Annotated in this window: 18 protein-coding genes; 15 read left to right on the top strand and 3 right to left on the bottom strand. The window is 41.8% G+C overall.

All coding sequences use genetic code 11. The features are described 5' to 3' along the window. The first annotated feature begins 26 nt into the window (after nucleotides 1-26). From FFM84_RS12635 to FFM84_RS12600, 8 genes are all read left to right on the top strand, one after another. Entirely contained in the window at nucleotides 27-1,319 is a 1,293-nt protein-coding gene (locus FFM84_RS12635; protein WP_225425316.1) for a sensor histidine kinase, read from the top strand. Beyond that, nucleotides 1,320-2,063 (top strand): LytR/AlgR family response regulator transcription factor, encoded by a 744-nt coding sequence (locus tag FFM84_RS12630; RefSeq protein ID WP_130845477.1) that lies wholly within the window; start codon nucleotides 1,320-1,322, stop codon nucleotides 2,061-2,063. Between the two features lie 11 nt (nucleotides 2,064-2,074). Next, complete coding sequence (locus FFM84_RS12625; RefSeq protein ID WP_165450317.1) at nucleotides 2,075-4,216, top strand: peptidase domain-containing ABC transporter; 2,142 nt, start codon at nucleotides 2,075-2,077, stop codon at nucleotides 4,214-4,216. Between the two features lie 77 nt (nucleotides 4,217-4,293). Continuing rightward, nucleotides 4,294-4,563 (top strand): hypothetical protein, encoded by a 270-nt coding sequence (locus FFM84_RS12620; protein WP_130845479.1) that lies wholly within the window; start codon nucleotides 4,294-4,296, stop codon nucleotides 4,561-4,563. Nucleotides 4,564-4,698: 135 nt separating this feature from the next. After that, the gene (locus FFM84_RS12615) at nucleotides 4,699-5,355 is read left to right on the top strand and encodes an NAD(P)H-binding protein (protein ID WP_130845480.1); all 657 of its coding nucleotides are present in this window, start codon (nucleotides 4,699-4,701) and stop codon (nucleotides 5,353-5,355) included. 11 nt (nucleotides 5,356-5,366) lie between these two features. Then, nucleotides 5,367-5,783 (top strand): MerR family transcriptional regulator, encoded by a 417-nt coding sequence (locus FFM84_RS12610; RefSeq protein WP_130845481.1) that lies wholly within the window; start codon nucleotides 5,367-5,369, stop codon nucleotides 5,781-5,783. Between the two features lie 93 nt (nucleotides 5,784-5,876). Then, nucleotides 5,877-6,512, top strand: a complete 636-nt coding sequence (locus tag FFM84_RS12605; protein WP_130845482.1) for an NAD(P)H-binding protein — start codon at nucleotides 5,877-5,879, stop codon at nucleotides 6,510-6,512. A 129-nt stretch (nucleotides 6,513-6,641) separates the two neighbouring features. Then, the gene (locus FFM84_RS12600) at nucleotides 6,642-7,979 is read left to right on the top strand and encodes an MFS transporter (RefSeq protein ID WP_130845483.1); all 1,338 of its coding nucleotides are present in this window, start codon (nucleotides 6,642-6,644) and stop codon (nucleotides 7,977-7,979) included. Between the two features lie 45 nt (nucleotides 7,980-8,024). Here the strand turns inward: FFM84_RS12600 and FFM84_RS12595 are convergent, their stop codons facing one another. Next, nucleotides 8,025-8,462: a MerR family transcriptional regulator gene (locus tag FFM84_RS12595; protein ID WP_130845484.1), complete on the bottom strand. Its 438-nt coding sequence runs from the start codon at nucleotides 8,460-8,462 to the stop codon at nucleotides 8,025-8,027. Nucleotides 8,463-8,726: 264 nt separating this feature from the next. On the opposite strand from FFM84_RS12595, the gene FFM84_RS12590 reads away from it, so the two are divergent. The 5 genes from FFM84_RS12590 (at nucleotide 8,727) to FFM84_RS12570 (ending at nucleotide 12,581) form a co-directional block, all read left to right on the top strand. Next, on the top strand, nucleotides 8,727-9,416 hold the full coding sequence (locus FFM84_RS12590; RefSeq protein ID WP_130845485.1) for a hypothetical protein: 690 nt from the start codon (nucleotides 8,727-8,729) through the stop codon (nucleotides 9,414-9,416). Between the two features lie 139 nt (nucleotides 9,417-9,555). Continuing rightward, entirely contained in the window at nucleotides 9,556-9,801 is a 246-nt protein-coding gene (locus FFM84_RS12585) for a hypothetical protein (protein WP_130845486.1), read from the top strand. Between the two features lie 355 nt (nucleotides 9,802-10,156). Further along, the gene (locus FFM84_RS12580; RefSeq protein ID WP_130845487.1) at nucleotides 10,157-11,281 is read left to right on the top strand and encodes a PLP-dependent transferase; all 1,125 of its coding nucleotides are present in this window, start codon (nucleotides 10,157-10,159) and stop codon (nucleotides 11,279-11,281) included. 81 nt (nucleotides 11,282-11,362) lie between these two features. Further along, the gene (locus tag FFM84_RS12575) at nucleotides 11,363-11,683 is read left to right on the top strand and encodes a thioredoxin family protein (protein WP_130845488.1); all 321 of its coding nucleotides are present in this window, start codon (nucleotides 11,363-11,365) and stop codon (nucleotides 11,681-11,683) included. Nucleotides 11,684-11,792: 109 nt separating this feature from the next. Then, nucleotides 11,793-12,581, top strand: a complete 789-nt coding sequence (locus FFM84_RS12570) for an alpha/beta fold hydrolase (protein ID WP_130845489.1) — start codon at nucleotides 11,793-11,795, stop codon at nucleotides 12,579-12,581. A gap of 390 nt (nucleotides 12,582-12,971) precedes the next feature. Here FFM84_RS12570 and FFM84_RS12565 read toward each other — a convergent pair whose 3' ends face one another. Beyond that, the gene (locus tag FFM84_RS12565) at nucleotides 12,972-13,403 is read right to left on the bottom strand and encodes a hypothetical protein (RefSeq protein WP_130845490.1); all 432 of its coding nucleotides are present in this window, start codon (nucleotides 13,401-13,403) and stop codon (nucleotides 12,972-12,974) included. Nucleotides 13,404-13,623: 220 nt separating this feature from the next. On the opposite strand from FFM84_RS12565, the gene FFM84_RS12560 reads away from it, so the two are divergent. Both FFM84_RS12560 and FFM84_RS12555 read left to right on the top strand, forming a co-directional pair. Next, complete coding sequence (locus FFM84_RS12560) at nucleotides 13,624-13,908, top strand: LasU family protein (protein ID WP_130845491.1); 285 nt, start codon at nucleotides 13,624-13,626, stop codon at nucleotides 13,906-13,908. A gap of 15 nt (nucleotides 13,909-13,923) precedes the next feature. Then, nucleotides 13,924-14,511: an SdpI family protein gene (locus FFM84_RS12555; RefSeq protein WP_130845492.1), complete on the top strand. Its 588-nt coding sequence runs from the start codon at nucleotides 13,924-13,926 to the stop codon at nucleotides 14,509-14,511. Between the two features lie 467 nt (nucleotides 14,512-14,978). On the opposite strand, the gene FFM84_RS12550 is transcribed toward FFM84_RS12555, so the two are convergent. Further along, nucleotides 14,979-15,836: an SAM-dependent methyltransferase gene (locus FFM84_RS12550; RefSeq protein WP_130845493.1), complete on the bottom strand. Its 858-nt coding sequence runs from the start codon at nucleotides 15,834-15,836 to the stop codon at nucleotides 14,979-14,981. Nucleotides 15,837-15,838 lie beyond the last annotated feature (2 nt).

The raw sequence follows: 15,838 nt of genomic DNA, 5'->3' as shown, positions 1-15,838 counted from the left end.
TTAATTTGAGGTGATAAGTCGTGCAAATGGACACTCGGGCATATATTTTTCAGCTTTTAATAGAGATCATCTTTTTCTACTTGTTTTTTTTGAAAATAAGTATGGATCAACAGGGAACCTTGAATAAATGGCTTGGTATTTTATGTGTTCCGTTAATCTTTATATTGAATATTAATTTTGGCTTTATTGTTTACTTAATATATATAGTATTGTTATACATCATCAATTATAGATTTAAACTAGTGGTAAAAGGTTTAAATCTACTATTATTTTCATATCTATCATTGCTACTTGTTACTTTTGTTAGCGATGCTTTGCTTAGTCTTGTTAGTAATTCTAAATTAGTAGGTTGGGGATTTACTTTGTCGAGGCTGTTGGTGGAAGCTATTTTTTTGATGCTGATTAATTTGTGTTTAAGAGATAGTGTTAATCGTTTATTTGAGAATGAAAATTTTAAGTGGCTGCTTGTGACTTTACAATCTGGAGTAATATTAATCTTTTTCTTGTACATTGAATTAGCAGATCAAATCGGTGTGTACAATAAATTCTCAATTGGAACTTTAATTTTTGCAAGTATTGAATTGCTTTTTTTATTGGGGCTGTTTATAAGCGCTTATTTAAGTATTAAGCGGCACTACGAGAGCCAAATTAAACAACAGCAATTAGATAATTTACGTACTTATACGGAACAGTTAGAGCAAAGTCAAATGGAGTTAAGAAAGTTTAGACATGACTATAAAAATATGTTATTAAGCTTGGCTGAACTTGCTCAAATCGGAGATGTAGAAAAGGTTCGTCATTATTTAGATGATCTACAATTATATTCTAATCAAGAACTGAGTGAAATTACTGATAATTATCAAGATATTGGCAATGTCAATGAGATCCATATGAAGAGTATCTTGCTAAATAAATTTTTTATGTTCGAACATAATCATGTGGATTTTCGGTTTGAATGTCGCAGGCCCGTCCATTCACTGACGATTAAGTCATTTGATATGGTTCGTTTATTAAGTATTACATTGGATAATGCGATGGAAGCTGTTGGACACGAGACCGATGGCATGATCACGATTATGATCTTTCAAGATACCGATAGTTTAAATATAACTATTGAGAATACGGGACATGATCAGGTCGGCAACTTGAAGCAGCTGCGTAAGCCAGGTGTAACAACGAAGGAAAAGCATAGTGGTTTAGGTTTAAGTATTATTGATGATATTCGTCGTAAATATTCAAATGTCTTTGTTGTTTATAAAAGTTCGCCTAAAAAGTTTACAGTTCAAATAACCATCAATGATTCCAAGGAGGAGGGCTAAATGTATCCAATTGTTATGTGTGAGGATAATCCAACTCAATTGTCACAAATAACGACGATTGTTAAGAATTATGTCTTATTTCACGATGAAGACTTTAAGTTTGGGTTGAGTACGTCCGATCCCCAAGAATGTTTAGCATATGTGAATAAGGAGCAGCCTCAAAATGGTATCTATTTGTTAGATATAGATTTGAATGCCCAAATTGACGGCATAGAATTAGCAGCAAAGATTCGTGTCAAGGATGTTCAGGCTAAGTTAATCTTTATCATCACCCATGATGAACTGGCTCCAGCAACATTAAAGCATCAGTTGGAAGCTTTAGGTTTTATTAGTAAGGATCAGTCGGTTGAAAAATTACGGGATGAACTTATTGATAACTTAAACTTGGCACGTGCTAGATCAATAGCGGCGGCGCAAGAAAGACAACAGAATTTTTCATTTACAGTCGGCAGTCGAATTTATAATTTGAATTTACAAGATGTTTTACTTCTAACACCATCTGATATTCCCCATCGGATTAGTTTATACGCACGTAGTGGTGAATATGAGTTTTACGGTAAATTACAGACTGTAGAAAAGAAGACGCCGGAGTTATTTAGATGCTCAAAATCAGCGTTGATTAATGTTAGCAACATTGAATCTTATGATGTCAAAACAAGAATGATTTATTTTAGTAATGGTATGAATTGTAAGTGTTCTCTAACCAAGGTTAAGGAGCTGAAGCGGCGGCTTAAACTAGTTTAAGGAGGTTCATGATGGGTTTTTCATATATACCGCAATTAGATGAAAGCGACTGCGGCGTTGCCTGTTTGGCGATGATTTTAAAAAAATATCGATCCTTAGTATCCTTGCAAAAGTTGCGTGAGATATCTGAAACCGACTCATCAGGGACTACGGCCTATGGTTTAAAAAGAGGTTTTGAGCATTATGGCTTTGACTTTCAAGCGCTACAAGCTAATAGTGATTATTTATTACAGTCAAATGTGCAACTACCATTAATTGCACATTTAATGATTGACGAAGATTATACGCATTATGTGGTTATTTATCGTATTAAGGGCCATCAATTATATATTGCCGATCCAGGTAAGGGAAAAAGCAAAATATCCATTGATGAATTTTGTCAGTCTTGGACAGGTATTTTATTAACTGCTCAACCGACACCTGAATACCAACCAGTTAAGCAGCTAGGTACTAATCTTTTTAAGATGACTAAGATGCTTAAATCGTTTAAAGGCTTGGTGGCAATAATTATCTTAGTTACCTTGATTACGACTATTCTAGGATTACTGAGTTCGTTTTATTTTCAAGTTTTATTAGATTCGATTTTGCCACAGAAAAGTCTAAATCTGTTAACAATTACGTCGATAGGATTGCTTACTTTATATGTCGTACGTTCACTTACGGACTTTAGTAGTAATATTTTGCTGGCAAGACTAGGCCAGCAAATGGGGCTTGGATCAATGAGACATTATATTCGGCATGTTTTAAAATTGCCAATGAGCTTTTTTGAAACGCGCAAGACTGGTGAAATTTTCACACGTTTTGTTGATGCTAGTAAGATTATTGATGCAATCGCCAGTGCAGTATTGACTATTTTCATTGATGTCAGCATGTTATTGGTTATTAGCGTTATTTTGTCATTGAAAAACCGGGTTTTATTTTTAATTACACTGATTGTGGTGCCGTTATACTGTGGTACGATGTTAGCTTTTTATCAAATATTGAATCGAGTTAATCGAAATGAAATGGCATCGGGAGCGCGATTTAATGCTAACTTTATTGAGTCACTTAAAGGAATTGAAACCGTTAAGGCTTATGGTGAAGAGCCACGTATCTTTGTGAAATTAAATCACTATTTGACTGATTTATTGAAAAAATCTTATCGGGTTTCAGTGATTAGCCAATTGCACGAGGCTTGCAAACAAGTTATTCAGTTTGGTTGTAGTGGCATTCTTTTATGGATTGGCGCAAAATATGTCATCAATGGTCAATTAAGTATTGGCCAATTAATAACATACAATGCATTACTCGGTTTTTATATGGGACCTTTGGAGAACATCGTTACGTTGCAAACAAAAGTTCAGACCGCCAAAATAGCCGCTGACCGATTAAATGAAGTCCTTGAAATTAATCCAGAGTTGCCGATTCAAAGTAAAACAGTTAAGCCAACTGGTCAAACTATTAGAATGGAAAAAGTTAGTTTTAGTTATAAGTTTGATGAACCAACACTGATGAATATTAATTTAACGGTGCAACCTGGCGAAAAGGTAGCACTTGTCGGTGCTAGTGGTTCTGGAAAGTCAACCCTGGCAAAATTATTAGTCAAATTTTATGAGCCGGATAGCGGAACAATTTGTTATGGTAATCACAAGTTAGATGATTTACAGACTGATGAAATTAGAAGTCAGATTACCTATGTACCGCAAGAATCCTTTTTCTTTAGCGGTAGTATATTGGATAATTTGTTGTTTGGTGTCAGTCATACACCTAATGATGAGGAACTATTTTCGGTTTGTCATTTGGCAGGGCTAGATGAGTTTATTGACTCACAACCGTTGGGATTACAGAGTATCCTAGAAGAAAAGGGGAGTAATCTATCGGGTGGGCAAAAGCAAAGACTGGCGTTAGCGCGTGCGCTATTGCAAGACTCTAAAACCATTATTTTAGATGAAGCGACTAGTGGTCTAGATGTTCTAACTGAAAAGCAAGTTATTAGGAATCTTATGCAGATTACTGGTCGAACAATTATCTTTATCGCTCATCATTTAAAGATTGCGCAACAATGTGACAGTGTGTATGTTATGAATCATGGACAGTTAATAGAACATGGAAGCCACGATGTATTGATGGCACAGGCTGGGTTATATGAAAAACTATGGATTGCGACTTATTAGTCGTGATAATTGATGAATTAAGTCATTGCTTTATTGCTCAGCTTGGCAAATAATGGCAAGTATTGGGGTGAGTAGTAATGGCAAAACTGATAAATTACCTAGTTACTATTACTGGTTGGGTCGCACTGTTTTTGACGATTATAGGACCGTGGGGGCAACTCTGGCAAGCCGGATTAGGAATTGGGGCCGGGTTGATTGGCATTGTCTTCACTGAATTTTATTTTGAATTACGATGGCGCGATGGTCGTTGGGGGACTTTATCGGCATTAGGGATTGCAGCTGGGGTCGCCGTGTTAGAGATTGCTTATATCCTAGTGATCGCTGCTTTTTTACAGAGTAAACTTTAAGATTAATCGGTTGATCGTAGTTGGATCGACCGTTTTTTTATTGAATTGGAAATTTTCTCTTGCCTTGAAGTACACATGAAGGTTTAGGCTGTGATCATGAGTTAGATGATGACCTTAAAAGTAGAGGAGTTTTTAATGATGAAAAAGATACTTATTTTAGCAGCGAACGGTCAAATTGCACGCATTGTTGAACAGCGATTATTAACCGAACCTGACTTTCAAGATGTGAGCTTAACCTTATTCTTACGGCAAGCGAGTCGGTTGCAAGCTTTAGCCGATAATGATCGTGTGACCATAATTGACGGTGACATCACTGATGCAGCAGCGGTTAATACCGCTATGGTTGGACAAGATATCGTTTTTGTAGCGGCTGTCGATCATGATCCACAAAATCGACTCACGAAAAATGTGATTGCGGCAATGCAGGCTAACCACGTTCAACGCGTCCTCTTTACAAACGTATTAGGTCTTTACAATGAAGTACCGGGTGAATTTGGCCGCTGGAACCTTGAAATGATTGGCAACGGGATGGCGCCAGCGCAACGTTCAGATGCCTTATTAGCAGCGTCTGACTTGGCTTACACAACCTTACGATTACCATGGTTAAATGATCGTGATGAGATCAACTATCAATTGACCACCAAAGACCAACCTTATAATGGCGTTTCTGGTTCACGACAAAGCATTGCCGATATCGTCTTGCAACTCATTAAAGAGCCAAGTCGATATCAACAGGAAAGCCTTGGCATTGCGGACTCAGACACACAAGGCCAAGATCGACCCGTATACTAGGAGGTCACAGCATGAATATTAAAGAAGCCAGTCAAAAAACAGGCGTCTCATCGGCGGCAATTCGCTACTATGAAAAAGAATCTTTGATTCCAGCGATTGATCGGACTGAAGTCGGCAATCGCGATATTGACGAACGAATTTTACGCCGGATTCGATTTGTCACCCAAATGCGAAATGCCGGCATGAGTATCGAAAGTCTACGGCGCTATATCGAGTTATTCGATGCTCAAGAAGACAATACGAATGAACAAAAGGCGATTTTACAAGAACAATTAGCGGTTATGGAAGAGAAACGCGATGATTTACAGGCCGCCATTGACCATTTGAATTTCAAGTTAGCTCATTTCTATGATCATATGGCGAGCACTGAAGCGGAGTTACGCGCTTTGGAACGAGAGCATCAAGACAAACTTAACGATAAGATGTAATGATTGGGGGCGGCCAAGTGCCGTCTTTTTTTGTTGACTTCAAGTTAACTTTAAGTTTTACACTAGGTCTACTAAGTAATTGGAGGAAAAAACATGAATATTTTAATCTTAGGTGCCCATGGACAAATTGCCCGTTTAGTTCGGCAACGATTATTGGCAGAAACGGATAACCATTTAACGTCATATTTGCGGCACGCGGATCGGTTACAACCAATTGATCCTCAACGTGAAACGTTGATCGAAGGTGACGTGAATGACTACGCAATGTTACAAGCAGCCATGGTCGGACAGGACATCGTCTATGCTAACTTGGGTGGAACGTTTGAACCCATGGTGAAGAATATTGTTCAAGCGATGACTGAAAGTACCGTGAAACGTTTGATTTATGTTACGGGATTAGGGTTATATCACGAATTACCTGCTAAGTTTGATGCTTGGCTAGAACGGTCAATCGGCCATGAGGTCATGGAAGATACCCGGCGTGCGGCCCAACGTATTGAGACATCGCCCTTAACGTACACCATCATTCGGGCTGGCTATATGACGAATGATGATGAGGTGGACTATGACTTAACTGAAAAAGGCGAGACGTTTAAAGGCACGACAATTTCGCGTGCTAGCATTGCAGACTTGATTATGAAAATAATGCTGAAACCAGATTTGTATGAAAATAGTAGTCTCGGTATCGCTAAACCGGGTACCGATGGTGATACGCCGGTCTATCGGTAAACTAGTCCATGAAGTTGTCGACCAAGTGTCGGCAACTTTTTTTGTAAAAAAATGAAAATAATCCCTTGCCTTGAAGTACAGATGAAGGTCTAAACTTCATTTATTCACTTAAGAAAAAGGGGTCATAACATGACAAACAAGAAACGTTTTGATTGGATATTATTAATTATTTTATTTAGCTACTTTATGATTTTACTAGATAACTCGATTATCTTTACCGGGACTGTTAAAATCGCACAAGACTTGAACTTGAATCAACAAACCTTATCATGGGTCAGCAGTGCCTACTCGTTGACCTTTGGTGGTTTCTTATTATTAGGCGGTCGGGCCGGTGATTTATTTGGTCGCCGGCGTGTGTTTGAAATTGGGTTAGTGATCTTTGGCTTAGGTTCTTTGATCGTAGGCTTGGCGGTTAATGCACCAATGATTATTGCAGCGCGGGCCTTTCAAGGGATTGGTTCAGCTATTTTAGCGCCAACGACTTTAGCCATCTTGATGGATACGTATACGGGTCCAGCTCGAGTTCGCGCGATTGCTTATTATGGTGCGATGGCCGGGATTGGTGCCAGTGTTAGTTTGGTCATCGGTGGTGTCTTTGCTAGTTTATTAACGTGGCGAGTCGGGTTCTTTATTAATGTGCCAATCAGTATTTGGATGTTCACGTTAGCTATTCGGTATTTAAAAGCAGATCGAGGACAAACTGGACGTTTGGATTGGGTTGGCACAATCACGTCATTAATCGGGATGAGTGCGTTAGTTTATAGTATTGTTGGGACTTGGATGCAAGTGCCAGCTTTAATTTTAGCGATTGTGATGTTAGGGATCTTTGTCTTACAGGAGCATCGGACTGCTCAACCAATTATGCCATTACGGTTATTTGCCGATCGTGAACGGGTAGGGGCTTATATCGGCCGGTTCTTGTATTTAGGATCGATGCTAGGATTTTGGTTCATTACGCCGCAATTGATGCAAAATCAACTTGGTTTTAGCGCGTTAATGGCAGGCGTGGCGTTCTTCCCATTAACGATTGTGAACTTTATTATCGCGCTCCAAGTTGCGCGGTTGACGGCCAAATGGGGCAACGGTGGCTTGCTGGTTACTGGGATTGCCTTGACGTTAATTGGGATGTTTTGGATGAGTTTCTTCACCGTGACGATTGGCTATTGGTTAGGGATTGCTGCGCCGATGGTGGTGATCGGGATTGGACAAGGGTTGTCACTTAGTCCCTTTACCGCTGCTGGTGTGGCACATACAAAAGGCACTGATGCCGGGGCTGCTTCTGGGGTTGTTAATGTGATGCATCAGCTTGGTGGTTCGGTCGGTTTGTCTATTTTAGTTGCAGTTCAAGGATTATCTAACAAGCCACTCGTTGGTTTTCGACAAGCCATTTTAACGGGTTCAGGATTATTACTATTTGCTTTATTGGCGGCAATTTTCTTAATTATGCCGGGTGAAAAACAGCATTAAAAAAATCTCGTTAGCCGCAAAATTAGGCTAGCGAGATTTTTAGTATTACGGTTGATTTTCTTGATAAACATCTTGCTGTTGGGCTTCGGCCAAGTTAGATGGCACGAAGTTATCAGCTTTATGGTTGATTAAAATATCAGCGTAGTGGTCAACTTTGTAGTTGATTGTTTTCAAATGGTTTTGTAGATCGTTGATTTCATTTAATGTCCGTGTTTGTTGGGCTTTCATCATGTCGTAACGTTCAGGCACGGTTTGTTCGCCTTCTTGAACGAGGTCCAAGTAATGTTGGATACGTTCAACCGGCATCCCTGTTTGACGGAGGCAGACGATGATGTGTAACCATTCGAGATCAGTATCTTCGAAAATTCGATTATTGTTTTCGTCGCGTTTAACAAAAGGTAACATGCCATGATCATGATAGTAACGAATACTATACGTGGAAATGTTCATTTGCTTGGCAACTTCTTGAATTGTATAGGACAACTAGAACCCTCCTAAAAAAGTGATGATGTAAAAATAGCTAAAAAAGTTGAACGACCAAGGATCGCTATGATAACATAAATGCTCATAACTACCTTGGTGTTACAGTAAGTATAACCAATTGCCTTTAAAAAGTAAACTAAAGGGGATATCGTTGCCTAAAGAAGGCTTGGAGGCTCCTTTTAAATTAGTGAAGTTTCCAGTTGCCTTCGAGTGGGCCGAAGGTGTTACAGTAAGAACAATCAATTAAGTGAGGAGGTGTGTTCAATGCGGCGGTATGCCTTACAGTTGTCTGGTCATGATTTTGAACCTAGCAGTCACTGGTCAACGGATATTCGGCCGGTGGTTAATGAATTAGTGGTTCGTGACGATGTTGATCTACTCATGTGGGACCCAGCGACAGATGCCAGTGAGATTTATGAACAGTATTCATTGGCAACGTTAATGGGACAAATCGAAACCTCTGCGTATGCACGTTTGTTGACGACGATGGGGCAGGTGTTGGCTGAGCTAAAACAATCGGTGTCGCCCAGATTGCAACAGCAGTGGTACTTGGCAAGCTATTTAGCCTGTTTAGATCATCAGTCGTTATTGAACACCGCCGCTGCCTTGTTAAGTTTGACGGTTGCTGAGTTAAAATCACCAACGGTCGATGCTGATCAGCAGTTACGTGGCTTAGCTGATCAAGCACGATGTTGGTTGTTGGCGGCAAAAGTTTCAGACTTACAATTACTGGCGACACCGCAACCATTGTTCAAACTTAGTCAACAATTATTGACGCAAGTTGCAACGCTAGATTTTTGTTGTGTCACTGGTCAGTCACGAGGTTGGCAATTAGCTAACGATGCGTATTGGTTGAGTCAAGTGACGTCCCCAGCATTTTCATGTGATCGGCTACAACGACCTACTGCATATCGACTATTACGAGCAGCACATCTCGAACACTTAACTGATTAATAATCGATGATTGAACATACCAGAGATCCGGTGCCGATTTGGACCGGATTTTTGTGTTTTTTCACAAAAAAGCTTGCCTTATAGTAGGTATAAGCGACTATACTATAGATAATCAGTTTGAGGGGAAGTGGCCGGGGGAATGGCGAATAATCAACAGAACAAAAAATGTGGTCTGGTTAAACTAGTGGTCCCACGAAAACCATTGACGTGTACGGTCACACCCGTTAAGTTAACGAGTCATCAGCATTATTTACTGGTGCAACAACGGTTACTCACGCAGCGACTAGCCAAGTTACGTACCCGAACGGCGGCTAACCTTGAAATTCAACATGCCTTGCAAGCAGATTTGCAGGCAATTCAAGCCCAGTTGGTCTTAGTCAGTTAAATTTGTCCTTGACGTGTCTTCGATAATTAGCGTAAGATGAGAATATAATTAAAATTACATGTTGATGAGTAGAGTAATTACTAGAAGCAATCACAGGGAGCCGGATGAATTGAAAACCGGTATTGTCGCAGGTAATGAAAATGAGCTCGGAATGCCTAGTCACGGTGGTTAAACGCTGTGCTAGCGGCACTGGCCGATACCCCAGCGAGTTGTGATGGCAACTTGATGAGTTTAATTGGGTGACCAATTATCAAACTCGGGTGGTACCGCGCTGATGCGCCCCGAATCTTAGTGCAAGCTAGGATTCGGGGCGCTTTTTTGTGTCAACAACTAATCAGAGAAAGAGGACTTAATCATGACAAAATCGACTACTGACCAATTACATATTGAAACCTTACTCGCACAAGCGGGGAACCGAACCGATGATGATAAGACTGGTGCGATTTCAGCGCCAATCTATTTATCCACCGCGTATCGCCATGCTGGCTTAGGCCAATCGACGGGCTTTGATTACCCACGAGAAGCGCAACCGACACGATGTATTTTGGAACAAACATTAGCGCAGTTAGAACATGGTGTTGCGGCCTTTGCATTGACGTCTGGCATGGCGGCGATCCAACTAGTTTTCACGTTATTTCACAGTGGTGATCGGATTATTGTATCCGATGATCTTTACGGTGGGTCATATCGATTCTTTGATTTATTGCACGATCATTATCACTTGGAATTTGCGGTGTGGGATGGGCAAGATCAGGCCGCGTTAGCCCAATTGATTGATGATCAAACCGTGGCGTTATGGCTAGAAACGCCATCCAACCCGACGATGAAAGTCATCGACATTGCAGCGACGGCGAAAACCACCCAAGCCCAGGGCATTAAGTTAATTGTGGATAACACATTTTACACGCCACTTATTCAAAAACCGTTAGACTTAGGTGCGGATATTGTCGTGCATTCGGCGACTAAATACTTAGCTGGCCATAACGACGTGTTAGCCGGGGCCGTCGTAGCGAAACACCAAGCTGATGCGGATGCCTTGGAATTTAACTTAGTGACAACTGGGGCGGTGCTTGATCCGTTTGATGCTTGGTTATTACTGCGTAGTTTAAAAACGTTGCCATTACGGATTCATCAACATGAAGCTAATGCACAAACGTTGGTTAAAACGTTAGGTCAAGATCCACATGTGGATAAAGTGCTGTATCCAGGACGAGGCGGGATGATTAGTTTTTATTTAGCTGAAAACGTTGATGTCGATCAATTTTTGCGAGCCCTTAAAGTGATTTCATTTGCGGAGAGTTTAGGTGGGGCGGAAAGCTTGGTGACGGTGCCGGCGGTTCAGACCCATGCGGATTTAACCGAGGAAGCTCGGCAAGCTAAAGGCATCACGCCAAACTTGATTCGGTTATCAACTGGTCTAGAAAATGTTGCGGATTTACAAGCGGACTTAGCCCAGGCATTAGCGGCGGCGGTCAAGTAAAACAAAACACTTTACTTACTTTTGGTATGTGGTAAACTTGGTTTATTGAAAGAGACAAACACAATTTTTGGAGGTTTTGAAATGGCAACAGCAACTTTAAGCGATGCCGAAATTCGCGATCGCATCAAAACAGGGAAACACATGTTATTCTTCACAGCGGACTGGTGCCCAGATTGCGCCTTTATCAAGCCAGTGATGCCAGAAATTGAAAAGAAATACGACCAATATGATTGGATTACCGTTGATCGTGACGCCAACATCGAAATCGCCCAAGACATGGGTGTGATGGGAATTCCTAGTTTCGTTGGGATTACCGATGGTGAGGAAACTGGTCGTTATGTGGATAAGTTCCGCAAGACGCAAAAACAAGTTGAAGATTTCTTAGATACGTTAGAAAAGTAAAGATTAGCGTTAGCGGTCAAACGAGGCCACTAACGCTTTTTTATTGGTTTGAGATGGATTGTTTGCTACACTGGAAATTATTAATCCTGGCAAAGAAATGGTGATAAAGATGACAACAACAATTTTTGAAGATGTAATCGTGCGCGCAACGAAGCTCGACGATTTACCTGTATTACACGTGTTTGCGGCTAGTCAAGCGCAAACCAAACTCCCCACCATTATCGATTATCATGGCTGGACGACGCCCACGTCCAGCGAACTAGTGGCGAGCTATGACTTGGTTCGAGCTGGCTTCCGAGTGATTTTACCAACGGCGTACTTACATGGTAGTCGCAATGATGGCACGAATCTAGCCCATCATCCAGAACAATTCTGGAATATTGTCGGTCATTCCGTTGCTGAGTTTCCACGATTGGTGGAGGCGTTAGTCAATCAAGGGATTACTGACCCTGATCGCTTAGGCGTGATGGGAACCTCGATGGGTGGTATCACGGCATCGGCAATTATGGCAACACAACCGGACATTAAAGCCGGTGTTTCCTTAATCGGTTCACCAGCACCGGTGGCTTTTGCCAAAGATCAAGTGGCGCAATTACCTGCTGAATGGCAAGCCAAATTACCGGCTGACCTTTTAACGAAGACGTATGCGCAACTAGATCCCATTGACTTGTCGTTGCATCCAGAACGTTTGGCGGGTCGGCCAATGTTCTTCTTTAATGGGACCGCTGATACGATGGTGCCATATAAGTATGTGCAAGCCTTTAAAGAACAGTTTGCCGCAACGCCAGCGTTGTCCGCGACTATCTTTAAACGCGCTGAAGGTGGGGTTCATCATGTGCCACACAAGATGCACGCTGCCGCAGTTACCTTTTTACAAACACATGTAAAAAATAGCTAATTAAAAGTTAACAGATAAATATGGCAGTAGAAGTCGTATTTTGGTTGTGTTAAGTTGGTCACCTACGCCAGCCAGTGATTCTGCCGGCTGTGGGGACCGGCTTCAGCCCAAAGTGCGGGCTTCCACCTCGCTTTTGTGCCTAGCCAAAACCGCTAGTCTCAAAAGTCGTCCACAGCGTAAGTCCGGAACAAATCATCCGGACTAACGCTGTTTTCACGGCCGGCGCCATCACTGGCTGACTCCGATTATATTGTCGGTCAATTTAGTGGTTACCAGTTTAACCAAGAGTAGTTTTACTCTTGATTAATGATTATTGCCAAATACAAGTTTCGATTTTTAGTAGCCAAATAAGGAATGAGTCTTTTACTTGACGTTTTTCAGGTAAAGGGCTCATTTTTTATGCCAGTGTTTGACGCCTTTATAGCTAGCGACAATGATAATCACAGGTAGTGCAATCGTCGATAAAATGCCACGTTCAAATAAGAAAAGTAAAAAATTGGTCGTATCATCATGTTGTTGATTGAGTAACTGCAGATTAGATGGTGGCGCGATCGGGTTAGTCGCCTGATTACGACTAGGTGAGCCGAGCTCGGTTGAGCGCGTGGCTAAGGATTTCATCGTGAAATGACCTCGGCGTAAGTTGGGCAACCACATAAGTAAAATGGGGAAAGCAATCAGATAAGATAAGGTCAAATAACCATTGGCAAGATTCCAGGAGAGGGACAACTGACCAGTTGGTGTGGCCGTCATGAAATAAAAGATGATGATGAAGACTGGCAGGCCGCTTAGATAAATGCCGATAAGTTTAATTAAGTTGCGCATAACATCAAGCCTCCACGATTAAGGTTAAGGGTAGTATAGCCGGTTTGTCGGTAAGAAACTTATCAAGACGTTTTAATGTAAGGCTGCTTAACCAAGATAGCGGTGAGCTAGTTTACTGGTTGTTGCTGTATGCTTGCTTTAAAAGAGGTGAGCCGAAGTCATTATAATGTTGTAATGATTTTTAGACGGCTATAATCTGTGTAAAACGGGTGTGGTGTGTATGCGAAAAGGACTAGCGATTTTACCAACGATTGGATTATTTGACTGTTTATTATGGGGTATCTATTTGATTGATCAACAACCGGCAAGTGGACATTCTTGGATTGGTCTGAGTATGGCTGGTCTCTTTGGTTACGCATTTTTAGCGCTCTTTGTATCAGGTATGACGCGAGCGGTACAGGGGATTAAACGGGTGACTTGGGCTGATCGGTTATTTTATGGTTATCTAGTTGGAATGATGGTAGTTGTTCTAGTCGTGATGATGATTTTAGGACTACATCATTGAAAAGTGGTGAGAAAAATGTCAACAGTTGAAAAGCAACGTTGGTGGGCGTTAGGGGCAACTGGTTGCAATTTATTAGGATTAATCTGGCTGTGGTTGCCATTGTCACAATCGGTTAAGTTAATCGTGTCTCCAACGATCCTATTACCCATAACGGTGATTTATAGTTTATCGTTAGTGTTGCCGTTTGCTTTAGCGCCAGTATTACAGTGGTCAGCCTGGCAAGTGGCAAGTCACTGGGCGATTGCCTGGTTTAGTTACAGCTGGTTAGCGATTTTATTACCAGGGGTGTGGCATTTGCAAAATACGGTGGCCGTCATCGTCGGTTTGTTATTTGGCGTTGTCGGTGTTTTATGTGTTGATACGTTGCCAAATCATGTCTTAGGCATTCGTATCGTTTGGACACTGCAGTCGCCCATCATTTGGCATAAAACCAATGTACTTGGTGGTTGGTTATTAGTTGCGAGTGGCTGGTTGATGATTGGGTTTAGTTATTTAAACGCCAACCTAACGCCGATACCAATTTTGATATTTATAGCGATAGTCATTGCCGTCTCCACTGGCTACGCCTATCATCTAGCCCATCAGCATGATCCACTAGCTTAAAAAATAACGCGTCCTCACAATTAATGTGAAGACGCGTTATTTTAGTTAATAGCTCTGAATTGGCCACCTTCGCCAGCCAATGATTCTGCCGGCTGGGGGACCGGTTTCAGCCTAAAAATCAGGCTTCAACCTCGCTTAAGAGCCTAGCAAAAATCACTAGTCTCTTAAGTCGTCCACATCGTAAAGTCCGGCAAAGCCATCCGGACTTTACGATGTTTTCACAGCGGGCGCCATCACTGGCTGGCTTCGGTTATACGTACTCATTGCGTAAATAACCATTATAGCCGAGAGTGAGTCCACATTGAGCCCAGCCATGGGACTCTTAGCGGTTTTATCGCTTAGAGTCTGGCGCTTTTGAAACGCGGGTTTGGCGGTTCAAAACGACGGCTAAGACCGTTCTTTGGCTTAGCCGGTCTATCCATAGCGTTCCGGCTCAATGTGGGCGAACGGTAGGCGGCAAGTTAGGTTTATTTTATGACATAAACTTGATCATGAATGAGATCAAATGGTCGGTAGTGCGCGTTGAGTTTTTCAACGAGGGGACCATCTTGATACTCGGCGTGATCCCAAAAGGCTTTGGAGCCGGTCGCGCCGTATTTTTCGCCAATGCAGATTAATGGCACATCGACCTCACTAGCTCGCATTGCTTGAAGCAAGTCCCAATCAATCGTTAACTTATCTGGCGACCAGGCCATGATGACGTAATCCAGGTCAGCGGCGTACTTCTGAAAGGCATTGACGGCATCTAACGTTTCAATCGCCGTGACCGGTTGTTTCCCGGTTTGATTGCCGTTTTCTTTCGTCCAAGCTTTAGAATCAGTGGTGATCACCGTTTGCGTTGGATGCAGGCGTTTGAGGCCTTTAGAGATATAACCATTACCCGCCATCACTTCGAGGACTGGACCATTACCGAGGTTGTCGGCGAGGTCTTTTAGAAATGGGGCGCTAATGTAGGCCCACATGCCATATTGGTCTTCGATGTAATCACGGAAGTCGCGAAGTAATTGATCGACTTTTGGCAACGCCGCCGATAACGTATTCCAAGCAGCATCACCACGAGGATCACCCATGGCGTATTGTTCATTAATCCGTTTAAAAAGTTGATCTTGGAAGTCATCGGGGACTTGTAAGACCGGCAATGGCTGTGGTGCTAATCCTGCTGCTAGTAAACGGTCAGCTTCTAAAACGTTGTTAATTAAGATCAAAATTTGTGGATCGTCCTTGAAGACTTCTCGGTAATGTTGCATCTGAGTAATGTAACTGGTTTTAGCTGATGTTGATGATTTTAAGTGCTTTTTTAATTGTTTTAATTTCTTTGGGTGCATGA

Source organism: Lactiplantibacillus mudanjiangensis, from assembly GCF_005405385.1.
In the GTDB taxonomy this organism is placed as follows: Bacteria; Bacillota; Bacilli; order Lactobacillales; family Lactobacillaceae; genus Lactiplantibacillus; species Lactiplantibacillus mudanjiangensis.
This window is presented reverse-complemented; position numbering and strand designations above follow the sequence as displayed.